Raw genomic sequence first — 26,042 nt, 5'->3', positions numbered from 1 at the left:
CGGCCGGGCGGATAGCCCGGCGAGTGGAACCCCACGCCCGGCATGACGGTCATACTCAGCAACCGCATCCACTGGCCTGCCCTCCTGCCGACTCCCGGCAAGGGGCCGGGGAGGAATCACCGTGTCACGTCAGGTACTCACCGTCGGCCCCGACCGGCCGGATGCCTTCCGCACCATCGGTGACGCCCTGCACAGGGCCCGCCCCGGCGCCGTTTTACGCATCCGCAGCGGCACCTACGAGGAACGCCTCACCGTCACCAGCTCGGTGACCCTCGTTGCCGCGGACGGCCCCGGAACGGTACAGATCGCGCCCCGCCACGGCACCGCGCTCACCCTCCTCACCGACGCCGTACAACTCACCGACCTCACCCTGCGCGGCCACGACGCTGAACTCCCCGTCGCCGACGCCCCCCGCGGGCAGATCGCCATGGACGGCTGCGACGTCACCGGCGCCGCCTGGACCGCCTTGCTCGGACGGGGCACCGGCTCCCTGGCCCTGCGCAACTGCCGCATCTCCAACGCCGTCGGCGCCGCCGTGGTGACCACCTCCACCGAGGAGAGTTTCCTCGAAGGCTGCGTCATGGAGAACCTCGGCACCTCCGCCGTCGTGATCGCTGAACAGGGCAGCGCCACCGTACGCCGCTGCACCGTCCGTGACGCGCGCGGCAACGGCATCCTCGCCAACGGCCAAGGCCGGGGCGTCGTCGAGGACTGCCGGATCTCGGGCACCGAGAAGCCCGCCATCGCCCTCGAAGGCGACAGCGCCCTGCGGGTCTTCCGTACCGAGGTGCACGACGCGGTCGTCGGCGTCTACGTCACCGCCACCGGCCGCACCCTCCTGGAGGACGTCACCGTCGGTAGCACCACAGGCCACGGCTTCGTCCTCTCCGCCGCAGCCGCACCCCAGCTGATCCGCTGCCGCAGCGAACGCACCCGCGGCCACGGTCTGTTGGTCACCGACCGGGCCCGGGGGACCGTCGAGGACAGCGCGTTCCACGCCGCGGAGAGCGCCGCCATCCGCGTCGCGGGCGCCGGCGCACCCGTCCTCACCGCGATACGCGTCCACCGCAGTGCGGGCGTCGGGGTGCTGCTGGAGGAGGAATCCACCGCGGAGTTCGACGACTTGGAGATCGAGGAGGCCGGGGAGGCCGCCGTCCGTGTGACCTCCGGCGCGGCCCCGCTGCTGCGCCGAACCCGGACCGCAGGTGGCGCGGGGCCCGCGATCGAGGTGCTCGCCGGGGGCCGCGGCCGTCTGGAGGACAGCCGCATCGACCGGCCCGGCGGCGCCGCCCTCCGGGTGGCGGACCGGGGCACCCTGTCGGTGGCGGGCACCGTGCTGAGTGAGCCCGGCGGCTGCGGCGTTTCGGTCGGCCCGGAGGGCACCGTCAGCCTCCGCGACTGCTCCGTGGAGAACGCGACGGGCGGCGGCATCGAGGTCGAGGACGGCGGCGAACTCGCCGCGACCCGGGTCCGGGTGGAGAAGTCCGGCACCCACGGCATCCGCGTCGCCTCCGGCGGGCGCGCCTCACTGACCACCTGCGAGGCCTCCGCCAACGAGGGCGACGGCATCCGGATCGAGGGCGCGGGCCCGGTGGCGCTGAGCGCCTGCGTCGTACGCGACAACAAGGACAGCGGGCTGCGGCAGACCGTGGCCGGGGACCGCGTGACCGTGGACGGACTCGACACTTCCGGCAACGGTGTTCCGGACATCTGGGGCTCGCCCGAGGAGGCCCGGGGCGTGGAGGGCAGACTGCCCGCCGGATCCGTGCCCGCCCCGGTGCCGGGTCGCGCCTCGGAGGGGCCGATCGGTGAACTGGAGGCCCTGATCGGCCTGTCGGGCGTCAAGCAGCAGGTACTGACCCTCATCAACCTCAACCGTCTCGCCCAGCGCCGGGCCAGCCTGGGGCTCCCGCTGCCCCCGATGAGCCGCCACCTGGTCTTTGCGGGGCCGCCCGGCACCGGCAAGACGACCGTCGCACGGCTGTACGGCAGCGTCCTCGCCCAGCTCGGCGTGCTGCGCTCCGGGCACTTGGTGGAGGTGTCGCGGGCCGACCTGGTGGCCCAGGTCATCGGGGGCACCGCGATCAAGACGACCGAGGCCTTCACCCGGGCGTTGGGCGGCGTCCTGTTCATCGACGAGGCGTACACCCTGCTCTCCGACGGCAAGGGTTCGGGCGCCGACTTCGGCCAGGAGGCCATCGACACGCTCGTGAAGCTGATGGAGGACCACCGCGACGACGTCGTCGTCGTGGCCGCGGGCTACGCCCCCGACATGGAGTCCTTCCTGTCCTCGAACCCCGGTCTCGCCTCCCGGTTCACCCGCAGCATCGAGTTCAGCGACTACACCACCGAAGAACTCGTGACCATCGTCGAGAGCATGTGCACCGCGCACAGCTACGAACTCGCGCCGGACGCCCGCGAGGCCCTCGTCGTGTGCTTCGACCGGATCCCCCGCGACGCGGTCTTCGGCAACGGCCGCACCGCGCGCAAGGTCTTCGAGGAGATGGTCGACCGGCAGGCCTTCCGCCTCGCCGAACTGCACGACGCGGACGAGCAGGCCCTGACCCGGCTCACCGCCGAGGACGTCGGCGTGGATCTCGCGCAACCCGCAGGGGACGACGCCGAGGACGCGGACGGGCCGCTCGCCCGGCTCCAGGCGATGGTCGGACTCGCGGCCGTGAAACGGGAGGTCACCGACCTGGTCAACCTGCTGGCCACGGCCCGGCGCCGGACCGAGGCCGGACTACCGGTGTCCCGGATCAGCAACCACCTCGTCTTCGCCGGTCCGCCCGGCACCGGTAAGACCACCACGGCCCGACTCTACGGGGAGCTGCTGGCCTCCCTCGGCGTCCTGCCCCGGGGCCAGCTAGTCGAGGTGTCCCGGGCCGACCTCGTCGGCCGGTACATCGGCCACACCGCGCAGATGACCCGGGAGGCCTTCGACCGGGCCCGCGGCGGGGTCCTGTTCATCGACGAGGCCTACGCGCTCACGCCCGATTCCGCGGGCGGCGGCGCCGACTTCGGCCGGGAAGCGGTGGAGACCCTGCTGAAGCTGATGGAGGACCACCGGGACGAGGTGGTGGTGATCGCGGCCGGATACACCGAGGAGATGGACCGGTTCCTGGCCTCGAACCCCGGTCTCGCCTCCCGTTTCACCCGGCACGTCCAGTTCGAGGACTACAGCTCGGCGGAACTGGTCACCATCGTCCGCAACCACGCACTGGCCGGCGGCTACGAGTGCGGCCCGGGTACGGAGGGCGCGCTGCTGGCGCTGTTCGACGCCGTTCCGCGGGGCCGCTCGTTCGGCAACGCCCGGCTGGCGCGCCAGACCGTCGAGGCGATGATGACCCGCCAGGCCGGTCGGGTCGCCGCCCTCGCCGACCCGGGCGTCGACGACCTGCGCCTGCTGCTGGTGGAGGACATTCCGGCCGCCGGAGCCAGGCGCTGATCCGGACGCGGGGGAGCGGGGCTGCGTACGGGCCGGCCCGGTCCGGCACCCCGCCCCGCTCTCGGCCCGTCCCCTTCGGCCCGTCCCCTTCGGGTCCTGCCCCTTCGGCCCGTCCCCTTCGGGTCCTGCCCCTACGGCCCGCTCCCGCCATCGGCCCGACGTCCCGCCGGTCTCCGCGGGAGAGTTGAGGAGGTCCCCGTGACAGCCCGCCCGTTGCCCGCCCACCGTCGACGCAGGGCTGCGGCAGCCGCCTCGGCGTTCGCCGCGCTCGCCCTCACCACGGTCGCGGCGCCGCCGGCCGTGGCAGCGGAGGGGGTGGACCTGCCGCCCGTACCGACGGCCGTGGCCCCGGACAAGCCGTGCACCGCCGAGTCGCCCACCGTCGTCACGGCCGTGCCCTGGGCCCAGCAGGCCCTCGACCTCGGCCACGTGGGGCAGCTCCACCAGGGCGCCGGGGTGACCGTCGCAGTGGTCGGGACCGGCGTGTCCACCACCGCGCCCGCACTGTCCGGCCGGGTCACCGCGCTCGGGGACGGCGGCAGCGACTGCGTGGGCCACGGCACCTTCCTGGCCGGGCTCGTCGCGGCCCGGCCCGTCCCCGGCCAGGGGTTCTCCGGCATCGCCCCGCAGGCACGGATCCTGGCCGCGCGCGGCACCGGACCCCGCGGTGAGACGGACGGCGGGCGGCTCGCCGCGGCGATCACGCAGGCCGCCGACGCGGGCGCCGGGGTGATCGCGGTCGGCGCCTTCGTGACGACGGACGACCCCGCCCTGCGGGCCGCCGTGAGTCACGCCCTGGAGAAGGACGCGGTGGTCGTGGCCACCGCCGCGCCGGAGAACAACGCGACCGGCCCCCGCGACGCACCGGTGCGCGTCTACCCGGCGGCCCAGCCCGGCGTCATCGCCGTCGTGGGCACCGGCCCAGGCGGTGCCCGCCCGCAGAACGCGCCCAGGCCCGAGCGGGCCGACCTCTCCGCCCCCGGTGACGTCATGGTCGGCATCGGCCCCCGCGGCGCGGGCCACTGGACCGCCTCGGGCAGCGCCGAGGCCGCCGCCGTGGTGGCGGGCGCCGCCGCCCTGGTCCGCGGGTACCACCCGGCCCTCACCGGCCCCGAGGTGCGTGCCCGCCTCCTGGCGACGGCCTACCCCGGAGAACAACCCGCCCTGGACGTCTACGCCGCCGTGTCGGCCAGCCGCCCGGCCGTCTCCGGCTCCGCCCCCGCGACCGGAGCCGGAGCCGGGCAGAGTGCCGCCGCGCCGCGGACCCTGGAGGTGCCCGAGGGCCCCACCGGTCACGGCGCGGGCCGCACGGCCGTCCTCGTGGCGGGCGCCGCCGGGGCCGTACTGCTCACGGCGCTCCTGCTCATGGCCGTCGTCCCGCGGGGCCGGGCCCGCCGCTGGCGCCCCGGCGGCAGCGCAGGACCGTCCGCGCCCTAGCATCCCGGCCCGGCCCGCCCCCCGGGGGCGGGCCGGGCGCCGTCAGGAGGCCGGGTCGTCCGGCAGGGCCAGCTGCACCAGGCTCGTCTTGCGTCGCGCCACGCGGATCGCCCGCCCCGGCGGCAACGTACGCGGCTTGACGTTGCCGAAGAGGTAACCCTCGGACGCCGGGCAGGACAGCAACAGCGCCGGCGTGTTGACCTCCTGCATCCGCCGCAGCAGCGCGTCGTTCAGGCCGCGACCGGCGCCCGCCGCCGACCGCGCGACGACCAGGTGCAGACCGACCTCGAAGCCGAGCGGCAGGTGGTCCAGTACCGGATCGAAGGGATTGCGCATGGCGGTCGTACTGATCATGTCGTAGTCGTCGACCAGGACGAACACGCGCGGCCCGGTCCACCAGTCCCGCAGCCGCATCCGGGCCGGGCTGATGTCCTCGCCCGGAAGTCGGGTCGTCATCGCCCGCCCCGTGCCGTCGAGGAGCTCGCGCAGCGGGTCGGCGGAGACCGCGTGCCCGATCCGGTACTCCTCGGGGACCGCTTCGATCAGACCGCGCCGGTAGTCGACCACCAGCACCTTGGCCTCCGCCGGGGTGTAGCGGTCGGTGATCGCCTTGGCGACCAGTCTCAGCATCGCGGTCTTGCCGCTCTCGTTGTCGCCCACGACGATCAGGTGCGGGTTCTCGGCGAAGTCGTGCCACACCGGGGCGAGTCGTTCCTCGTCCAGGCCGATGGCGATCCGCAGGTCGCCCTCCGGGGCGGGCAGTTCCGCGGCGGACAGCAGGGTCGGCAGCATTCGCACGCGCGGTGCGGGCGGCGCGTCCCAGCTCTCGGCGACCGCCTCGACGAAGGCTGCGACCCCCTCCGAGAGGTCCTCCGGGTCGGCAGACCCATCGATGCGCGGCAGCGCGCCGAGGAAGTGCAGTTTGTCGGCAGTCAGCCCGCGGCCGGGGATCCGCGGCACGGTGGCAGCCTTGCGCACGTCGATGTGGGACTCCATGGAGTCGCCCATGCGGAGTTCGAGCCGGGTGCCGGTCTGGTCACGGACGGCCGGCGAGAGCTCGGCCCAGCGGGCGGTGGTGATGACCACGTGGACGCCGTAGTTCAGGCCGCGACCGATGAGGCCGTTGACCACGTTGACCAGGTCCATGAAGTCGTTGCGCAGCGTGGACCAGCCGTCGATCACGAGGAAGACGTCCCCGAAGGGCTCGTCCGGGAACTCGCCCGCCGCCCGCCGGCGCCGGTAGCCGGCCATCGAGTCGATCCCCTGCTCGGCGAAGAAGAGCTCGCGCTGGTTGAGCACGGCCGTGACCTCGGCGACGGTGCGCCCGATCCGTTCGCTGTCCAACCGGCCCGCGACACCGCCCACGTGGGGCAGGCCGCTCAACCCGGCCAGCGTGCCGCCGCCGAAGTCCAGGCAGTAGAACTGCACTTCTCGGGGGCTGTGGGTGAGGGCGAGCGCTGCGATCAGCGTGCGCAGCAGGGTGCTCTTGCCGCTCTGCGGGCCGCCCGCGATGCCGACGTGCCCGCCCGCACCGGACAGGTCGACGGTGAACAGTTCGCGCTGCTGCTCGAAGGGCTTGTCCACGATGCCGACGGGGACCGTCAGCCGGGCCCGTACCTGCGCAGAGGTGACCGTCAGCCCGTGCTCGGCATCGGGCTCCAGCGGCGGCAGGATCTGGTCCAAGGTGGGCGGCAGGTCCAGCGGCGGGAGCCAGACCTGGTGCGCGGGCGGTCCGGCGTCGGCGAGCCGTTCCAGGGCCACGGAGAGCAGTGTCTCCCCGGTCTCGGTCTCGCTCTCGGTTCCGGGCAGCGCCGGATGCGGATCGGGTTCGGGAGCCACGGGCAGGTCCCGGGGCACGGTCCAGTCGGTGGTCCAGGGCACGATGCGCCCCGCGATGCGGGCCTGCGGGATGGCGCCGAGCCTGCTGCCGCGGTAGGGCCCGGACACGTACGCGGCGCGGAACCGGGTCAGGGCCTCCACCCCGCTCTTGAGGTATCCGCTGCCGGGCTGCGGCGGCAGGTGGTAGGCGTCGGGGACACCGAGCACGCCGCGGCTCTCCATCGCGGAGAAGGTCCGCAGCCCGATCCGGTAGGAGAGGTGGCTCTCCAACTGGTGCATCCGGCCCTCGTCGAGCCGCTGCGAAGCGAGCAGGAGGTGTACGCCGAGGCTGCGGCCGAGCCGGCCGATCATCACGAAGAGCTCGATGAACTCCCGGTGCGCGGCCAGCAGTTCGCTGAACTCGTCGACGACGATGAACAGCGAGGGCAACGGCGCGAGCGGGGTCCCGGCCGCGCGGGCCTTCTCGTACTCCAGGACGGAGGTGAAGTTCCCCGCCCTGCGCAGCAGTTCCTGGCGGCGCATCAGCTCGCCGTGCAGGGCGTCCTGCATGCGTCCGACCAGCGCGGACTCGTCGGCCAGGTTGGTGATCACGGCGGAGGTGTGGGGGAGGCCGTCGAGCCCGAGGAAGGTGGCGCCGCCCTTGAAGTCCACCAGCACGAAGTTGAGGCTCTCCGAGGAGTGCGTGAGGGCGAGACCGAGCACGAGGGTGCGCAGCAGCTCGCTCTTGCCGGAGCCGGTCGCGCCGATGAGCATGCCGTGCGGACCCATGCCGCCGAGCGCCGACTCCTTGATGTCCAGCTCGACCGGTGTCCCGTCCTCGCCGATCGCGATGGGCACCCGGAGCCGGTCGGCGCCGTCCACGCGGCGCTGCCAGAGCGTCGCGGGCTCGTGGCGGCGCAGGTCCGGGATGCCGAGCAGGGTGGTGAGCTCGGTGTCCGCGGCCATGGGCTCGCCGGTGTCGACGGCGAGCCCCATCCGGTACGGCGCGATCAGGGCGGCCAGGGTACGGGCGGCCACCGGGCCGAGGGCGTCGGGGCGGCCCAGCGTGGTGGTCTGCTCCTTGCGCTCGCGGTCGGTACGGACCAGGCCCACGCTCCCGTCGCTCACGTCGAGCCGCAGCGTGGTGCGGCCCGGCTTCCACGACAGGGTGCCGGACACGTCGATGACGACCGTGTTGCGGTATCCGGGACCGTCCGCGCGGGGCCCGGCGGGCACCGCGCCCCCGTCGACGACCAGGACCGTGTACGGCTCCTCGCGGGTCGGCAGCGCCTCGGGATCGAAGGGCGGCCGGGCGGTGAACTCCGGTCCGATCCGGTCCTCCAGCTCCGCCAGGGTGGCGCCGACGAGCCGGGCCGGTCCCGCGCCGTCGTGCTCCTCGGGATGCTGTGCGTGCGGCAGCCACTTCAACCAGTCCCAGTCGGCGCGCCGCTCGTCGCTGACGCACAGCGCGATCCACAGGTCCTCGGGGGAGTGGAAGACCGCGAGCTGCGCGAGCACCGCCCGTACCAGCGACCGGCGATGGTCCTCCTCGCCGCGGAGCAGGACCCGGGACCAAGCCCTCAGGTAGAGGGCGATGGGCTGGTCGGGCACGGTGCCGTAGGCGCGGATGAAGCTGCGCAGCGCGTGTGCGGAGAGCGGCTCCAGGTCCTCGACGGGCTTGGTGGACATCGGGGCGAGCCGCACCGACAACCGCTGCTCCCCGACGGCGACCCGGATCTCGGCGAAGTCGTCGTCGGACGGCCGGCGTTCCCACAGTCGGGAAGTGCGGGCCAGGGCCCACAGCGCGGCCGGTTCCGGATGGCGCCAGGCCAGGGCGCGCTGCTGTTCGGCGATGGTGCGCCGGACGCGGCGGCGGCTCTGGGCGAGGTAGCGAAGGTAGTCGCGCCGTTCACCGCGCAGCCTGCGTTTGCGGTCGCCGGAGGTGCGCACCAGCTGGCCGACGACCATCGCCACCGAAGAGATCAGCATCAGGCCGATGGCCATGTAGCTCATGACGGTCGCCTCGCCGGGGCGGACGAACATCAGCAGCATCGCCACCGACGTGAGCCCCATCGGCAGGTACATCCACAGGGCCGAGGAGTTCGGCTGGGCCTCGGGGAGGGTGGGCGGTTCCTGGAGGCTCATCTCGCCCTGGGGCATGTCGGGGCCGCGGCGGCGGGCCGGGCGCCGGAAAAGGACCGTGCTCAACGCAAGTGCTCCTCGGGCTGTGATGAGGCCGGCCCGGGGCGCTCACGCGCGGCATGTCGGACCGGCTCCGCGCCGGACCGGTCACGTCGCGGCGGCGGATCCTGCGGTCACTCGGGGATCCTGCGGTCACGCCGGGATCCCGCGGTCACAACAGGGCGGGACGGTGGGGCAGATGGCCCACCGTATGCGATCTAGTGTCCCAAGACACCATCCTGCAATGATGTTGTCCGATGATCGCCGGGGTGCGAGGCAACCGCACCGCCGTCACGTCCCTCCTCCTGCATGAAGTCCCCCTCATCGAAGTGTGGCGTGCCCATGACTGAATCTCCGGCGGCCGGCCTCTGCCGGCTCACGGTCCGGACCCCCGAAAGGGTCCTCGACCTGGCATTACCGGTCACCGTGCCAATCGCCGACCTGCTGCCCACCCTCGTCACCTACGGGGGCGACGGCCTGGAGGAGAGCGGGCTCGACCACGGCGGCTGGGTGCTCCAGCGGCTCGGCGCCCCGCCGCTCGACGAGGAGGCCACCGTCCAGTCGCTGGAACTGCGCGACGGCGAGGTCCTCCATCTGCGCCCCCGTGCCGACCAGTTGCCCGAAGTGCACTTCGACGACCTGGTCGACGGCATCGCCACCAGCCTCGGCACCCGCGGCCACGCCTGGACCGAGCGGCACAGCCGGATCGTGCTGCGGGCCGTCATGGTCGCCGTGCTGGCGGCCGGACTGCTCGCCCTGGCCCTGCCCGGCGGGGACCGGCAGGTACGGGCCGTGCTCGCCGCCGTCGCCGGACTGCTGGTCCTGGCCGGTGCCGCCTCGGCGAGCCGGGCCGTCGGGGACGCGGCCGCGGGAGCCGCCCTCGGCGTCATGGCCGCCCCCTACCTGGCCCTGGCCGGGGCCCTGCTCCCGTCCGGCGGGCACGGAGCGGGCGCCGCCGAACACCTGCTGGGCGCCCAGGTGCTCGCGGGGTCCGCGGCGGGCGCGGGCGGCGCCGTACTCGCGGTGGCGGCCGTGGCCGCCTACGTACCGCTGCTGACCTCCTCGGCCGTCGTGGCTCTCGCCGGGGTCGCCTGGGGTGCGCTGATGCTGCTGATGGACATCCCCGCCTCGCACGCCGCCAGCATGACCGCCGTGCTCGCCGTGGTCTTCGGCGCCATGGCGCCCGCCCTGTCGGCGCGCCTCGCGGGCCTGCGACTGCCCCCGCTCCCGACCAACGCCGACGAGCTCCAGCAGGGCATCGACCCGCACGACACCGAACTCGTCGCCGTCCGCGCCGCACTGGCCGAGGAATGGCTCACCGCGCTGTTCGCCGCGGCCGGGCTGGTCTGCGCCGGCTGCCTGGCCGGACTGCTGCTGGACCGACCGGGCCCGCCCGCCCTGATCACCGCGGGGGTGCTGGCCCTGGTCCTGCTGCTGCACGCCCGCGGCATCGGCGGCGCCTGGTCCCGGCTCGCCGTTCTCGTACCCGGTGTCGGGGGCGGACTGCTGCTGGCGTTCGTCGTCGCGGCGGGCGCCTCCCCGGGGACGCGGCCCGCGCTGATCGGAATCCTGCTGGCGGTGGCCGCGGTGGCCGCGATCGCCTCCTGGACGGTCCCCGGGCGGCGGGTGGTCCCGTACTGGGGGCGCGCGGCCGACCTGCTGCACACCCTCGCCGCGGTTGCGCTGCTGCCGCTCGCGCTCTGGGTCCTGGGCGTGTTCGGCGCCCTCCGCGGCCTCGGGAGCTGACCGGATGACCGAGGGAAGGAGGGGCCGTGCAGTCCAGGCGTGACCAGGTACAGGCGCACATGTTCGTCGTCGGCAGGCTCACCGCAGGCATGCTCCGGGCCGACCCGGACGCCCCGGAGAGCACGGCCGGACGGACCACCCGGGGGCTCGGCGTCGGCATCGCCGTCTCGCTGCTGCTGGCCGTCGGTTTCCTGCTGTACGGGATGATCTCGCCCGGCGGCGGCCAGAGCTGGCGCGACGGCCGGGCCGTGATCGTGGAGAAGGAGACCGGTAACCGGTACCTGCTCCTGGAGGGCGCGCTGCGGCCCGTCCAGGACTACGCGTCGGTCCGGCTGATCCTCGGTGAGCAGCCCAAGGTGAAGTCGGTGACCGTCCGCGCGCTGACCGGCATCCCGCACGGCCTGCCCATCGGCATCGCGGGCGCCCCGGGCACCCTGCCCGCCGCCAAGGACCTCAACCGGGGACTCTGGCTGGTCTGCGCGACGACCGCCCCCGACCCGTCGGGGGCGGTCCAGGCCCGCACCACGCTGCGGATCGGTCCGCCCGCGGACGGCGCCGATCCGCTGGCGGGCGGCCGCGACCCGGGTGACGAGGCGGTGCTGGTGTCCGGGCCCGACGGCACCCGGCACATCCTGTGGCACGACCGTAGGCTGCGCCTGGACACCGCGAACGGTGGCGTCCAGGCACTCGGCTACGCGTCCGCCACCGCGCGCCCGGTCAGCGGGGCCTTCCTCGACAGCATGCCCGCGGGGCCCGACCTGAGCGCGCCCGACGTACCCGGCCGGGGCACGGCGGGTCGTCCGCTGGGCGCCACCGCCACCACGGTCGGGCAGGTCTTCGCGGTCCGGCCGCCCGGCGGGCAGGAGCAGTACCACCTGATGACCGGTGACGGGCTGCGTCCGGTCTCCGCCACCACGGCCGCGCTGTTGCTGGGCGACCCCCGCACCGTCGCGCAGGCGTACGGGGGCAAGTCCGCGACCGCCCTGCCGCTGGGCGCCGATCAACTGGCCGCAGGGGCAGCCGCCGGCGCGGTGGCGGGACCGGGTGGCACGGACGGGCTGCCCGCCGTACCGCCCCGGCTCACGGTCCCCGGCGCCGGGGACGGTCTCTGCGTCACCGTGCAGCCGGAGGGCGCCAACCCCCGGGTCGGGCTGACGGTCGTTCCCTTCGACCGGCCCGTTGCGGCCCCCGGCCCGGAACGGGCCGCCGCGGTGGCCCTGGGCACCGCACCCGCCTGCCTGCCGGTGGACCAGGTGTCCGTACGGGCCGGTGGCGGGGCCCTGGTCCAGGCACTGGGCGCGGGGGGCGGCACCATCGGCAGCACCCTGTTCCTGGTCACCGACACCGGGGTGAAGTACCGGCTGCCCAACGGGTCCGTCAGGGCCCTGGGATACGAGGGGACCCGGCCCCAGGGAGTGCCGTCGCGACTGTTGGCGATGCTGCCGTCGGGGCCGGTCCTGGACCCGGCGATCGCGGCCCGAACGGTCATGCCCCCGCAGGCTCCGGCCGCCCAGGACGAGTGCCGGAGCTGACCGGAGTGGCGGACGAAACGGTCACCCCTCGTCCTGGCCGAAACTGTTCGTTCAACTTGACCGAATTGCATGGCAGTTGAACGAAAAAACTCGAATCCAAGTGGAACGGGGGCTCACGTTCCGGACTCTTCCCGGTCGCACGAGTGATCCCCCGAGCAGTGAAGGAGCCCTCCATGGCAGACCCGGGCATCGTGAACGGACAGCAGTCGTCCGTCACCTCCACCCGCAACGGCATCATGGCCCTGGAACAGGCGTTCAGTGGCATCATGCGCATCCGCACCGACGTCAACTCCACCCAGCACGCGCTGGGCTCCGGCTACCAGGGCTCCGACGGCGGTGGCTTCCAGAAGCTGCTCACGGCGTGGGACGCGCAGGTCGACGTGATCCTGCGCAACCTCGACAGCATGGTCGACACCCTCAACCAGACGCTCGCCAAGCACAACGAGCAGCAGGGCTCGACCAACACCGAGATCGACTCGGCGTTCGGCCGGGCCGAGGCGGCCTTCAAGGCCATCACGGGCTGACGTCCGTGTCCCTTACGACCGTGCCGAATCGATCCGCCACCCCCTTACGGAGGCCCGCATGACCGGGAACACCACCGACGGATACATCCACGTCGACTACAACTCCATGAACAACTCCGCCGACGACATGGTCCAGCAGACCAAGGCCATCGCGGCGACCATCGCCAGCCTCGACCAGGAGCTCAACTCCCTGAAGACCACGTGGTCCGGCACCGATGCGGCGGCCTACGAGTCCAAGCAGCAGGCCTGGGACAACGCGGTCAAGGCGCTGGAGCAGATGCTCACTTCGCACGCGGGTCTGCTCGGCCAGATCTCCGACAGCTACAAGTACACCGAACAGGGCCTCGAACAGCTCTGGAGCTCGGTGAAGATCGGCTGACGCCCCGCAGGCCGCCGCGTCCCGCGTGGCGGCCTCAGGCACCCCGCACCCCGCACCGTCCCCGCTGCCCCTCCCCGTCCGCCATTGCCAGGAGTACGTCATGCAGTCGAATCTGACGCACCTCGATGCCCAAGCCCTCCAGGACTTCCAGGAGAAGGACGTCGCCGCTTTCCACACGGACCTCGTGGCCATGGGCAAGGACACCGGCACCGAGCCGGACGTCGTCCTGTCGATGCAGCACGTGGGCGAGCGCCTCAAGGCGGACCAGCTGATCAGCGCCGGGTCTCCGCTGGTCCTCGGCTTCATGGCCCGCGCGGACAAGGGCGCCGCCGGCCTCCAGATGGTGACCAACACCCAGAAGGCGGCCGAGGCCATCGGACTGGTCCTGTCGGGCCAGGAAGCCCTCTTCGGCAAGATGGGCACCGACCTCAAGGAGACCTGGCAGAAGCTCAAGAACACCCAGGGGTCCAGCCTGGATTCCATCGAGAGCGCCGAGTTCCTCAAGATCATGGACCTGGTGGACGAGGAACTCACCCGGCAGGCACCGAAGAAGCCGCCCACCGTCGTCGTCACTCCCTGAACGCACCGGACCGCCCGGACCCCGCCGCGCCCGCCCGCCCCCTCCCTGGAGCACAGCACCCATGCCCGAACAACTCACCGGCGAACCCAGCCACTGGGAGATCGCGGTCAAGCTGCTCACCGGCTTCTCCGGTCCCACCCGGGAGGACGTCTCCAAGATCTACGGCAGTCCGGAGATCCCCTGGATGAAGGTCTCCATCACCACTGGCCTCCCCACGGCGGTCGGCGCCGACGTCGGGGGGCACGCCTTCGTACTCGCGTACTGCTCGGAGCCCGACGGGGAGTGGAACCGGATCGACAACTGCAAGCTGCACACCATCACCATCGACTTCCCGTTCAGCGGCGCCGACGGCAAGCACTTCGGTGACGACGGCATGGCGGGGATCTACAACTGGAGCCACGGCCACGCCCTGGAAACGCTCAACGGCTCCACGCACACCACGGCCGGATTCACCCGCGGCACCTACCGCGTCGAACCCGGCAACGAGGTGGACACCCTGAGTTTCGAGCGCACCGCCAAGGCCTTCGACCGTGCCGGAGAGTTCTTCAAGCAGCACGCGGCCGTCCTCGCCGAGTGGTCGAAGTCCCTCGGGGAGCCGGACGCGATCTGGCAGGGCAACGCGGCAGGACTCTTCCGGCACCTGATCGACGACCTGGACACGGCCTACCAGAGCTACGAGAAGCAGATGCACCCGGCGGGCTGGACGGCGTCGGGCGCCGGGGTGGGCGGGTACACCAGCACGACCCAGTACGGCGACTCCCTGATCAAGGCACAGGCCGCCCTGGTGGCGTGCGTCAAGGGGATGCACGACCTCTGGAGCGCCTGGATCAACAACAGGGACGGCAAGTCTCACTACCTCCAGACCACCACGACCCAGTACCTCCTCCAGGAAATCCTGACCTGGATCCAGGCCAACAACTACCCGAAGGTGTCCCAGCAGGCCGTTTACATGAACGAAGGCAGCTACATCTCCTACACGAGCTCCGCCGACTTCAAGTCCACCAACCCGTGGGGCAACCTCGGGGAGATGTCCACCTGGACGACCATCGCCAACCTGGCCGTGGAGAAGTGGCAGGCGAACGTCAGGGCCTCGCTGGACAACAAGATGGGCCCCCTCTTCGAGCAGCTCAACGCCGTCTGGAAGGAGGTGATCTCGGAGACCTCCGCGACCGCCTCCGGCTTCAAGCCCGCCGTGATCAACTCCCTGACCAGCGACGTGGAGAACGACACCAAGAAGCGGGAGACGGAGGAGAAGAAGAAGGAGCTCGAAGATAAGAAGAACGAGCTCGACGAGAAGAAGAAGGAGCTGGAGGAGAAGAAGGACGGTGGCGGGGCGGGCCCCGGCATCGGCGGGAACGGGGGCGGCGCCGGCCCCAAGACGAGCCTCGGCAACGGCATCAAGGGCCCGGACGGCAAGAACGGCAGCGGCCCGCCGACGCTCAACCCCGACGGTAGCCTCACCACCCGCAACCCGGACGGCAGCACCACCACCCGCCGCCCCGACGGCACGGTGGTGACGACCTACCCGGACGGGCGCCAGGTCGTGACGGGCCCCAAGGTCCCGGTGATGCCCCCGAACCCGCTCGGCCCGGGCGGCGGCGCCGGCGGGGGCCCCCGTACGGTGCGGAACCCGGACGGCAGCCTCACCACGTACAACCCCTCCGACGGCTCGCGCAGCACCAAGTTCCCCGACGGCACCACCACCATGGTCGAGAAGGACGGCACGACCACGACCGCCAACCCCGACGGCAGCACCACCGTGCTGCACAAGGACGGCAGCGAAACCATCACCTACCCCGACGGGACCCGCACCACCGTCACCAAGGACGGCACGACCACCACGCACTTCCAGGACGGCAGCAGCACCGCCCACACCAAGGACGGCAAGCTCGTCACCACCGACGCCTCCGGACACAGCACCGTCACCCGCCCCGCCCCCGGAACGGTGATCCACAACCCGGACGGCGGCACCACCACCTTCAACGCCGACGGCAGCACCACCTCCACCCACATCAACGGGACCAAGACCACCGTCGACCCCCACAAGGGAATCGTCACCACCACCGACCCAGACGGCACCAGGACCGTTTCCGACCTGCGGGACGGCACCTCCACCATCCGCTACGCCGACGGCAGTACGGCCGAGGTCGGCAAGGACGGCAAGGTCACCACCCACTACAAGGACGGATCCAGCACCGTCCTGGAGCAGGACGGCACGCTCACCACCAAGGACTCCTCCGGCCGGAACACCACCACCCACCTCGGGCAGGCGGACGGCCAGAGCGGCTCCGGCGGCCCCAACGTCCGCTACGGCAGTGACGGCTCCACCACCACGACGTACCCCGACGGCACCGTCACCAAGAAGCTCTCCGACGGCACGGTCACCACCACCTACCGGGACGGCAGCACCTACAGCACCGGCCCGGACGGCCGGGTCACGACCAGCGGACCCCTGACCACCCGACTGAGCACCCACCCCCTCGGCGCCGACCGGATCGGCGGCACGCTCGGCGCCCCGGTGAGCCTGGGCGCGGGCATCGGGGGTACGGGCAGCAGCACGGGCGGCGTGGGCGTCTCCGGGCAGCGACTGAGCAGCTCCCTGGCCGAACCGGGCACCCTGCCGACCGGGCGTACGGTTTCGACCGCGACGCAGAGCCCGCGCCCGGGCACGTCCCTCGCCGCCGCCGAGCAGGCCGCTCTCGCGGCGGGCGCCCGCCCCGCCACCACCTCCGCCGGATCCGGGATGGGCGCCCCGATGATGCCGCCGCCCGCCGGCGCGGGCGGCGCGCCCGGTGCGGGCGCCCAGAACGACGAGCGCGAGCGCGTCACCTGGCTGTCGGCCGACGAGGACGTCTGGGGCACGGACGAGGGCGGCGCCCCCGCCGTCATCGGCCGCTGACCCCTTCCCACCACCCCAGCACACCACCGGAGGTACCCACGTGGGCAATCCCATGGAGGACCGCATCGCGCGGTCGATGGCCGAGTTCGAGGAACGCCGCGCGCAGATCATGGACTTGCAGCGCGAGTTCCGCAGCACGAGCGTCACCGTCACCGCCAAGGACAGGTCGGTCGAGGTGACCGTCGACGCGCAGGGCAACGTCACGGGGCTGCGCTTCCTCAACGCGAAGTACCGTTCCCTGCCGCCCGCCGAACTCGCCGCCGTCCTCATGCAGACCATGGCCGAGGCCCGCGCGCAGGTACGCGGACAGGTGCTGGAGGCCTTCCGGCCGCTGAGCGGTCGCAGCATCGGGGAGGGCGAAGGACTCGACTGGGACCGGCTGTTCGGCCGGCTCAGGGAGGAGGGACTACCGGTCCCGCCGGTCCGTCCGCCCGCGCCGGGCACGGCCGCCCGCCCCGGGCTGGCCGACGAGATCACCGAAGACGACGAGAGGGAGAACCGATGAGCACGCTCAACGCCTCGACGTACCACATGAAGTCGGGCTCCGTGACGACCAGCGACGTCTCCGCCTACGTCCACGACATGATCGCGGACTTCCGGGAGGGAACCAGGGGCTGGTCGCAGTACGCCGGCACCGACGAGATCGGCGAGGCCTTCCGTCTGAAGTACGAGAAGGCCGGGGTCCTCCTGGCCGAAGGCGTCGTCAGCTACGGAACCGCCGTCGAGTCGAGCGCCCTGAGCGTGTTCGAGGGCGCCGAGAAGTTCCAGCGGACCCAGAGCAACGTGAACCACACGATCGGCCAGCACGGCGGGAAGAAGTAACGCCCCATGGCGATCCAGGTACCCAAGGACATCGTGCCCTTCATGGAGTTGCTGACCGGCTCGAAGATGCCGGACGGCGACGAGGACAAGATGTTCCACCTCGCCCAGGTGCACCACGAGCTCACGCAGCGACTGGAGGCCTTGCCCCAGATCCTGAACGACTGCGTGAACTACACCGCGAACTCGTTCACGGGGCCTGCGGCGCAGCAGTACCGGGACGCCATGGCGCCCTTCATCGACAGCAAGGGCATCGACTACATCAAGGCGATGTCGGGTCAGGCGGCCATGATCGCCGAGTTCACCTCGGAGACCGCCACCCAGATCCAGTACGCGAAGTACATGATCATCGCCCAGTGCATCGAACTGCTGCTGGAGATGGCCATCGCCCTGGCACTGGCCTTCTTCACCGGCGGCGCGTCGATCCTCGAATACCTCGCGGGGGAGGCCGTCGCCAAGTTCTTCATGCAGAGCCTGATCGCCCGCGTCATTGGCATGATCGTGATGCACGAGATCATCAGCGTCGGCATGGGCGCCGCCATGGACAGCATGATCCAGTGGATCCAGCTCATGGAGGGCACGCGGGACGAGTTCGACACCAACTCCCTCTTCGAATCGATGAAGTTCGGAGCCATCCAGGGCCTCATCTCACTGCCGATGGGGGGCCTGGGCGGTCTCTTCGGCAAGGGACTCGGGAACCTCTTCAGCAAGGGCGTCACCAAGGACCTCGCCGACGTCATCGGCAAGGCCGGCGGCAACAAGGCCCTCGGCAAGGATCTCGCGGACGTCCTCGGCGGGGCGTTGACCCGGGGGAACGGCCCGCTCGGCGATGCGGCGAAGAACACGCTCGTCAAGGACATCGGCAAGGCGTTCGCCGACCACGTGGGGACCGGCGCCCAGAAGACCCTCGCGCGCGAGGCGGGCGAGAAGTGGGCCAGGGAACTGATCGACAACTTCGGGAAGCCCGGGCTGACCAAGAGCCTGCGCGGCGCGCTCGACCCGCTGGAAGGGATCCTGAGCGCCGACCTGATGAAGGCCCTCGCCCGGGGGCTGCCCGACAACATGGCCCGGGACCTGCTGCGCGGCCTGGGCAACCACCTGGGGCAAGGGCTCACCGAGGGCGCCAGCGGGGTACTTGCCGAAGGCGTCTACAACGCCATCTTCAGCGAGGACCACGCCTTCGAGACGAGTTGGCTGACCTTCGGCTCCGGGGTCGTCGGCGGCCGGCTCGGGCACCTGGCGGAGGCCGGCGGCGAACGCATGGGCCTGGGGCTCCGCGAGAAGGTCTTCGGCGCGCCCCCGGAAGCGAACGGCGCACCCCCCAAGCTCGACCCGGGAGCCGTCGGCGGCAAGACGGCGGGCACCGGCGCCACGACGGAAGCGACGGCCGAGGGCCCCGCCGGGGCGACGAAGGACGACGACGCGGGCGCGGAGCCGAGCACGGTCGAGGAGACGCTGTCCGTGCTCCCCCTCGACGAGGTGACGGACGCCGACTGGGACACCTACTGGGGTACCGAGGACGCCGACAGCGGGAGCGACAGCCGCAGCGCCACCGGCACCGGTGACGAGGCCGCGAGCCCGGAGTCGCCCGGGACACCGGCCGGACCCGTCCCCGTGGCGCCGACCGCGGTCGTCACCGCCTCGGCCCCGCCCGCCGCCACGACCACGACCGGTGCGGCGCAGCCGTCGGCCACCGCGCCCGGCGGCCCCCGCCCAGCCCCCACACCGACGGCGAGTACGGGCACCGCCACGGCCGACGGCCGCAGCACCACCACCACGACCGGTACGGACACCCCGGGGCAGAAGGTCGCCACGACCGACACGTCCTCGACGACGGACACCTCGACGACCGAGACCTCCACCGGCTCCACCACACCGGACGTCCCCGTTCCGGAGCGGCCGGCCACCGAGTCGGCGGGGAGCCCGGACACGGCTCCGGACCCCGGTACGCCCACGCCCACTCCCACGGAGACCGGCACGGACACGGGCACGGACGACGACGGCGAGCTCCAGTACCTCGACGTGGGCGACGGCACCACGGCCCCGCCCCCACCCCCGCCCCCGACCCAGGTCGCCACCGCCACGGTCACCGCCTCCACGGACCCGCCCGCCGCACCCACGGGCACCCTGCTCGGTGCAGCGACCGACTTCGCGCCCGCGCCCGCCCCGGTGCCCGCCGCTGCGCCCCCCGAGCGGAGACCGCTCACCAACTCGGGCCGCTGGAACGACACCCTCACGGAGTTCGTGACGTACGAGCCGTCGACGAACGTCCACCGGGACACGCCGGAGGGCCGGATCGGCCTGACCCCGCGGTCGGCGGAGCAGTGGCTCGTCGAATCCGGCATCGAGGTCAGACGCGGCGGTATCCTCGACGCCCTCCCCACCTTCCTCTACCGGACCGACGTCGATCTGGTCTACCGCCACGACGAGGCCGCGCGGTTCCGCGCCGACCTGGCCGCGTGGTCCACCGAACAGCACGTCGCGGGCCAGCAGAAGGTACTGGAGGCGGTCAACGAGCTGGCCGGTACGATCACCGGGCGCTACCCGCCCGCCGAGCACGTCTTCCTCGGGCTGGGCCGCAGTCCGGCCGCGGTGATCGCGGCGCTCCAACTGGCCGGTCCCGAGGTGAGCGCTTCCTCGATGCCGCTGTCGGACTTCCGCCCCGGTCCCACGGACTTCACGGGGATCCACTACGCCGCGGCCGTCTCGCCCACCGGCGAGCCCGCGGCCCCGCCCAGCTTCGACCAGCGCCGGATGCTCTTCGAGCACTTCGCCGAGTTCCTCCCCGAGATACCCCCGGGCAAGGACCTGGTCCTGATCGACTACACCCAGAGCGGCCGCTCGCTCTTCGCCGCCGAGGGACTGCTGGGCGAGTACTTCACGTCGATCGGACGGACGGACGTCAAGGTCAAGGCGTTCGCCATCCACCAGGACATCGACAGCAACAACATCAAGGGCACCTACGCGAAGATCGCAGCGCCGCGCTCCCTCCTCGACCTCGACGCGTACGTCAACACCGGCGCGCGCAAGGAGTGGAGCGAGCGGGTCGAACTCCACCCGCTGACCACGCTGGGGGTCAAGCCGACCAAGGAGAAGCTGTTCGGCGAAGCCTTCAAGAACGAGGCGTTCGACGGACTCGCCGAACACGGCTCGTACAAGCTACTGAACACCGACCCGGAGACCTTCGAGGCCACCCGCCCCCGGCGCGCCGACGGCATGGCGGCGGACGGCTACCACGAGGTCCTCAAGCGGGCGCTCGACGGAAGCCTCGTGTTCACCCCGGACGACGTTCCGGCCACCACCACGACCACGACGGTCACCACCAGCAGCCAGGCCGGCGAGCTGATCGGCACCGCCCATCCGGGCGGTCGCACCGACGTACCGGGCGCGGTCTTCCACGACCCGGCGCAGGAGCAGGCCCACGCGCAGCTGGTGGCCCGCGACTACCCCTGGCTCGGGGAGGTCAATCCGTACCGCGACAGCAACCCCGAAGCCCGTACCAACTGCCTGCTGACCGCGATCGCGACCGACCTGTCACTGGCCGAGGGGGTCGGCCACCAAGCCCCGCCGAGCGATGCCAGCCCCGCCGAGCACCTGGCCAACTACCAGGGCAGGCCGCCGCTCCCGGTGACCTCGTACGCGCAGCTGACGGACCTGATGCACCAGGCCGGGCCCGGAGCCCGCGGCATGGTCGTGATCGGCGCGGCCGGCGACCCGGTCGCCCACGTCGTCAACGTGGTCCACGACGGCGACCGGGTGGTCTTCCTCGACGGCCAGACCGGCGGCCTCGCCCGGCTCGCCTCCGCACCCGACCGGCTGGAACTCCTGCCCACGCGAGGTGATTTCGAGTCGGAAAGTGTCGGTCCCGATTTCTCCGGCGACGCGGCACGGCTCGGCGCCGGAGGGGAGCGGTGGACCGAGGGCCCGCCCACCGTGAAGCAGTGGAAGGACGCTTCGGGCCAGTTCGGCCGCAGCCGGTCGCAGGAACTGGCGGCCATCGACCAGGCCCTGGCCGCCTACCACGACTCCGGCGGTCCGACCCGCCTGGCGGCGCTCGGCACGGTGCAGCACGGCATCGAGGAGTGGCAGGCCACCAAGCGTCCCTTCAGGGGCGGTCCGGTGGGGAGCTCACGCGCGGACGTGGTGTCGGACCTGCACAGGTCGATCGATGCCGAGCGCACGCGCCTGACCCTGGAACAGCGGCGGGCCGTACCCGGCTTCGACACCCCGCTCCCCCCGGGCACCGCGTACGACCGGGTGTCCGTCCACGCGGCCGGCGCGGTGACCGACGTCAACGGCGCGTTCACCCGGGATTCACAGGCGACCCACGAGACGGTCCGGGCGACGATGCCCAACGCGACCGAGGCCCAGGTCCGCATCGAAATGCTCCGTCGGGAAGTGAGCAGGGCGGCGGCCGAGTTCCGGACGGAACTGGCCGGGCAGGAGAACCCGGACGCGGTCCTCGGCGTGTTCACCGCCCCCGAGTGGTACTTCAAACGGCCCGGCATCCCCTTCACCCGGGGCGAGAAGGAAATGATCGTCACGGCCGCCGTCGCGCTGAGTGCCGAACACCCCGGACTGCTCATCGTCCCCGGATCGACGGTCTGGTCCGAGCCCGCACCGGGTGGCAACGGGACGGTCCTCAAGGCGGGCTCCGCGGCAGCGCTGAACGGGCGGCTGGTCCACGAGACGACCAAACTGCGCGAGGGATCGGACGTGACCGGGTACACGCCCAACCGCGAAGAGCGCAGGAACCTCGACCAGGCGACGGCGGCCGCCGCCGAAGCCGCGGCCGCCAAGCTTCAGAGGGACTTCAACAGCGCCGGAGAATCGGTCACGGACACGGCCGTGTTCACGGTCGGCGGCCGCAGGATCGCCCTGGAGATCTGCCTCGACCACCACAACGGACGCGCCCGTGGAGAAACGGAGGCACTCCCGGCGCTCCCCCGGGCGGACCTGCAGATCGTCGTCGCACACGGCATGATGCTGAAGAACTCCGCCCTGCGCGAGGGCGGCATCGCGGTGTTCAACGACTCCAGCGAACTCAGCGACACCGCCGCGGCCCTGCGCTCCGTCCACCGCTGGGGGGCGGGCACCGCCCGCTTCGAGCGCGGGACCACCGAAGAGAGCAGGCTCGAAACCGACGCCGACCTGACCACCATGTCCATGGGCGTCTTCCCGCTCCCGGAGGCGGCGCCCCAACTGCTGGGCAGCGCCTGGAGCACGCACACCCTTTCCTCGGCGCTGCCCACCGACGCCCCGCCGCAGCACCACGCAGACGTCTCCCTCGCGGACGACGCCTTCCTCACGATCACGGGCGGCGGAGCACCGGCTCCGCGACCGGCCGTGCCGGACGCACCGGACGTACCGGGCGGCACCAAGCGGCGCGCCGAGACCGACGCCCCCGACGTCCACGAAGCCTCCGACAACGGCGAACCGACAGGGCACAAGAGGCCGTTCAGCGACGGACCCCAGAGCGACCGGGACCTGACCGGCCGCGGCCTCGTCCCTCCCACCCCGGAACAGCACCGGGCCGTCGCGGACCACGTGGCCGCCCTGCACCTGCCCGAGGGCGCACTCCCGCCGGTGACGACCGACCTCCTCGGGCTGATCAACCCCACCGAGTCCACCGCGAACTGCCTCGAAGCCAACCTCGCGCTGTGGGACACCCTCGACGGTAACCCCCGTGCCACCGGCACCCTGCCCGGCAGCACCCCCGAGCGGCTCGCCGTCTGGGCCCTAGGGCGTTCCCAGGGGCCCGCCTGGCACTACGGAGCGGGCCCGCAAGGCCTGGACTCCGTCCTCACCCTGGTACACGACGGCGGCCCCGGCACCCGTGCTCTGGTCCTCGTCGCGCGCGGCGGCGAGGTCGGCCACGCCATGACGGTGCTCCACGGTGCGGACGGCCGCCTCCAGCTCGTCGACCCGCAACGGCACGACGTCCGCGACGCCCAGGGTCCCGCCACGGAGATCCTTCCCGAGGTCGGCGCCGACGCCTCCGTCTGGGCCCACGTCCGCGACGCCGACGGCGGAATGCTCAAGGGCGACGGCCACTACGACGAGTCGCTCTACCACGATCACGAAACGGGCGCCCCCGCCCACGAGTTCGGCATGCTGCCCGGCACGGAGGGCCAAGGCCTGGGGCGGATCTTCGACCGCAGGCCGGGCCTGGACGTCCCCGAGTGGAACGAGACCGCGGCCCGGTTCGAGCGGCTGGTGGCACGCCGCGCCTACGAGCTCAGCGGTGGCCCGAACAACGCCGTCACACAAGCGCTCACGAAGCTCAGTACCGTCCTGAACACGTACTACGGCACCACCAGCACGGACGCCGATGCCCCCGCCCCCGGAACGGAGGGCATCGCGCCCGGGCTCAAGGCCTTCCTCAACGACGATCCCACCAGCGCCGGTCAGATCAACCATTCGGGGCTCACCTCCGCGGACGCCCGGGACATGCTCGCCTCCGGTAACCCGCGGGAGCAGTACACCGCCTTCTACAACGCGGCCTACTACGAGCCCTTCAACGCGGAAGGCCTGCCCGGCAGCACGGAACACCGGGGTCTCAAGAAGGCTCTGATCGAGATCATGCAGCAGAAGGACTGGGAGCGCGCCGAACGCCTGGGGCTGAAGAGGGAGGCGCTGGAGGAGTACGGCGAGTACCTCTTCGGCTGGAAGAGGTCGGCCTTCCACACCTTGGCGCGGTTCTTCAGTCCGCAGTACGCCCGCCTCGTCGAGGGCGACCCCTTCGCCCTCGGCAACCTGATCCCCTTCCGCAGCGGCGTCTCCGACCTGACCGACATGATCGCGAGTCAGTCCCACCGCACCGCGCGTCCCGACTACCGCCAGGTATGGGCCCCGGACAAGCTCACCGTGGCCCGACTGAACGCCGAGGCCGTCCTCAGCAGCCGCGAGTTGGCGTACCTCAGGGAACACCAGGAGGTCTCCGAGATCATCGGCCTCCACCACCGGGAGTTCCTCGCCGGCGACGCGCCCACCCTGGAGAACGGCCTCCCGGACGTCGAGGCGCTCATGCAACTGCCCGGCGCGGTCGACGTGAAGTTCGAGGCAGAGCCGTCCGGACTGTCCGAGGCAGGGGAGCAGCTGTACACCTTCGAGAGGGTGCACGTCATCACCGAGATGACGCGTCCGACGACGCTCTCCCCGGACGTCGCGGACGCCCCGGTCCGTTTCATCGAAGGCGCCGCACGCTACACCCTCGACGCCGACGCCGGCTGGTCCCGGGAGATGGCCGAGCGCGGCAACCGTACGATCGCCGGCATCTCGGGAACCACCACCCGCATGCTCAGCGCCTTCCAGTGGCTCGACGTCCCCGGCGTCAGCCAGGCCGACTTCGTCATCGGCCTGATCGGATGGATGGGTCTGCACAACGACCATTCCCTGTACGAGATCCTGCGCGGAGCGCAGATGGCCGGATTCGAGGGCGTGGACGGACAGAAGTTCGACCTGACCGACGCGGCCTCGATGTACCACAGCCTGACCGCCCTGGGGCCGGGGTTCTCGCTGGCAGAACTGCGCTCACTCACCGGCGACCTGGAGCTGCGCCCCCTCCCGAACGGCCTGGACGCGGACGAACGAAAGCAGTGGGAGGACGTGAACGCCGTCCGCGGCGCCCACGGGCTGCTCCCGCACGAGACCGTCTACCGGGAGTACGCCCGCCGCGAGCAGAAACAGGGCGGGTTCCAGGTCCTCGGCGACGACGACTTCGATCACATCGCCACGGTCTTCGACGAGCTCGACGAGGGGGTCAGGCACAAGGGCACGGTCCTCTCCGACTGGATGTCCCGCAACAACATGACGTCCGCCGCACTGCGTGCCTCGTTCTCCGAGGCCCATGCCCTGGCCCTGCGCGCTTACACCGGCCCGGACCACGAGTTCATCAACCTCGCGGTCGAGGCGACCCTGGGCAAGGCCGCCCCCATCCTCTCGCTCAGGGGAAGGATGGAGGGGAAGCTGAAGGAACTGCTGGACAAGCGCCTGGAGGGCGGCACCAGCAAGGGCGTCCAGCTGTTCTTCTCCGACGACGTCGTGCGCAACTCCATCAGGGAGTACCGCAACCTGGCGAAGAAGGGGAACGGCCCGGAGCGGATGGCGGAGATCCGGGAGGAGCTCCACGCCACGCTCCGCCGGAAGATGCCGGACATCGTCAAGGAAGCCAGTTGGCACGCCGACATGCTCGGTGAGGCATTGCGCAACCTTCCCGGTTACACGGGACCGACCCTGTGGCGCGGCGACTGGGCGGCCGGAGCCCTGACCCAGAACGGCCTCCTGACCCTGCTCAGGCGGGCCATCCCCTCCACTTACTCGGGTGAGCGCTTCTCCTACGACTTCTTCGCCAGCTCCAGCCGGTCGAGGGAGGTGGCGCTCAACTTCTCGGCGAGCACCCGCTCACAGATGATGTTCCATCAGGTGCTCCTCGACATCACGCCGAACGGCCAACACGGCCGCGACATCCATCCCTTCGCCGTCACCGAGTCCGAGGAAGAGGTCCTGTTCCTGCCCGGCGCCGAATTCAAGATCATCTCGCGGGACGTCATCGCCAAGGACGTCAAGGACAAGAACGGGGTGGTCCGGCAGGAGTACTACGAAGTGATCAAGGTGGAAGAGGTGTGAATCCCCCCATGTGCTCCGCAACCGACAACCGGGGGACCCGGACGGCCCCTG

General features: G+C 71.9%; 12 protein-coding genes. 11 read left to right on the top strand and 1 reads right to left on the bottom strand.

The features are described from left to right. Nucleotides 1-121 precede the first annotated feature (121 nt). Nucleotides 122-3,448, top strand: a complete 3,327-nt coding sequence (locus ABZZ20_RS26950) for a right-handed parallel beta-helix repeat-containing protein (RefSeq protein ID WP_356873863.1) — start codon at nt 122-124, stop codon at nt 3,446-3,448. A 198-nt stretch (nt 3,449-3,646) separates the two neighbouring features. After that, nucleotides 3,647-4,885, top strand: coding sequence for a S8 family serine peptidase (locus ABZZ20_RS26945; protein ID WP_356873861.1), 1,239 nt, complete (start codon nt 3,647-3,649; stop codon nt 4,883-4,885). Between the two features lie 42 nt (nt 4,886-4,927). Here ABZZ20_RS26945 and eccCa read toward each other — a convergent pair whose 3' ends face one another. Then, nucleotides 4,928-8,911 (bottom strand): type VII secretion protein EccCa, encoded by a 3,984-nt coding sequence (gene eccCa / locus ABZZ20_RS26940; RefSeq protein ID WP_356873859.1) that lies wholly within the window; start codon nt 8,909-8,911, stop codon nt 4,928-4,930. A 315-nt stretch (nt 8,912-9,226) separates the two neighbouring features. Here eccCa and eccD point away from each other — a divergent pair, with 315 nt between their 5' ends. The 9 genes from eccD to ABZZ20_RS26895 all read left to right on the top strand — a co-directional run bounded on the left by eccD (nt 9,227) and on the right by ABZZ20_RS26895 (nt 25,991). After that, nucleotides 9,227-10,630 (top strand): type VII secretion integral membrane protein EccD, encoded by a 1,404-nt coding sequence (eccD, locus tag ABZZ20_RS26935; RefSeq protein ID WP_356873857.1) that lies wholly within the window; start codon nt 9,227-9,229, stop codon nt 10,628-10,630. Between the two features lie 26 nt (nt 10,631-10,656). Continuing rightward, on the top strand, nt 10,657-12,162 hold the full coding sequence (eccB, locus tag ABZZ20_RS26930; RefSeq protein ID WP_356873855.1) for a type VII secretion protein EccB: 1,506 nt from the start codon (nt 10,657-10,659) through the stop codon (nt 12,160-12,162). A gap of 173 nt (nt 12,163-12,335) precedes the next feature. Continuing rightward, nucleotides 12,336-12,686, top strand: a complete 351-nt coding sequence (locus ABZZ20_RS26925) for a hypothetical protein (RefSeq protein WP_356873853.1) — start codon at nt 12,336-12,338, stop codon at nt 12,684-12,686. 58 nt (nt 12,687-12,744) lie between these two features. Then, a complete protein-coding gene (locus tag ABZZ20_RS26920) occupies nt 12,745-13,065 on the top strand; it encodes a WXG100 family type VII secretion target (protein ID WP_356873851.1) in 321 nt (106 codons plus the stop codon). 100 nt (nt 13,066-13,165) lie between these two features. After that, a complete protein-coding gene (locus tag ABZZ20_RS26915) occupies nt 13,166-13,645 on the top strand; it encodes a type VII secretion system-associated protein (protein ID WP_356873849.1) in 480 nt (159 codons plus the stop codon). A gap of 61 nt (nt 13,646-13,706) precedes the next feature. After that, nucleotides 13,707-16,544 carry an AAWKG family protein gene (locus ABZZ20_RS26910; RefSeq protein WP_356873847.1) on the top strand — a complete coding sequence of 946 codons (2,838 nt, stop codon included), beginning with the start codon at nt 13,707-13,709 and terminating at the stop codon, nt 16,542-16,544. 40 nt (nt 16,545-16,584) lie between these two features. Continuing rightward, nucleotides 16,585-17,049: a YbaB/EbfC family nucleoid-associated protein gene (locus ABZZ20_RS26905; protein WP_356873845.1), complete on the top strand. Its 465-nt coding sequence runs from the start codon at nt 16,585-16,587 to the stop codon at nt 17,047-17,049. Beyond that, nucleotides 17,046-17,366, top strand: coding sequence for a hypothetical protein (locus ABZZ20_RS26900; RefSeq protein ID WP_356873843.1), 321 nt, complete (start codon nt 17,046-17,048; stop codon nt 17,364-17,366). The genes ABZZ20_RS26905 and ABZZ20_RS26900 overlap by 4 nt, the downstream gene beginning before the upstream one ends. 6 nt (nt 17,367-17,372) lie before the next feature. Beyond that, nucleotides 17,373-25,991, top strand: a complete 8,619-nt coding sequence (locus tag ABZZ20_RS26895; RefSeq protein WP_356873841.1) for a toxin glutamine deamidase domain-containing protein — start codon at nt 17,373-17,375, stop codon at nt 25,989-25,991. Nucleotides 25,992-26,042: the final 51 nt, after the last annotated feature.

Origin of the sequence: Streptomyces sp. NPDC006430 (assembly GCF_040612395.1) — a bacterium.
Lineage (GTDB): Bacteria > Actinomycetota > Actinomycetes > Streptomycetales > Streptomycetaceae > Streptomyces.
Note: the sequence above shows the minus strand (reverse complement) of the source record. Positions and strands in the feature narration are given on the sequence as shown.

What these genes read in the sequence shown, in the direction of transcription:
- ABZZ20_RS26910 (WP_356873847.1), top strand. Translation starts at nt 13,707, where the DNA reads ATGCCCGAACAACTCACCGGCGAACCCAGCCACTGGGAGATCGCGGTC.
- ABZZ20_RS26920 (WP_356873851.1), top strand. Translation starts at nt 12,745, where the DNA reads ATGACCGGGAACACCACCGACGGATACATCCACGTCGACTACAACTCC.
- ABZZ20_RS26895 (WP_356873841.1), top strand. Translation starts at nt 17,373, where the DNA reads ATGGCGATCCAGGTACCCAAGGACATCGTGCCCTTCATGGAGTTGCTG.
- ABZZ20_RS26925 (WP_356873853.1), top strand. Translation starts at nt 12,336, where the DNA reads ATGGCAGACCCGGGCATCGTGAACGGACAGCAGTCGTCCGTCACCTCC.
- eccD (WP_356873857.1), top strand. Translation starts at nt 9,227, where the DNA reads ATGACTGAATCTCCGGCGGCCGGCCTCTGCCGGCTCACGGTCCGGACC.
- ABZZ20_RS26900 (WP_356873843.1), top strand. Translation starts at nt 17,046, where the DNA reads ATGAGCACGCTCAACGCCTCGACGTACCACATGAAGTCGGGCTCCGTG.
- ABZZ20_RS26915 (WP_356873849.1), top strand. Translation starts at nt 13,166, where the DNA reads ATGCAGTCGAATCTGACGCACCTCGATGCCCAAGCCCTCCAGGACTTC.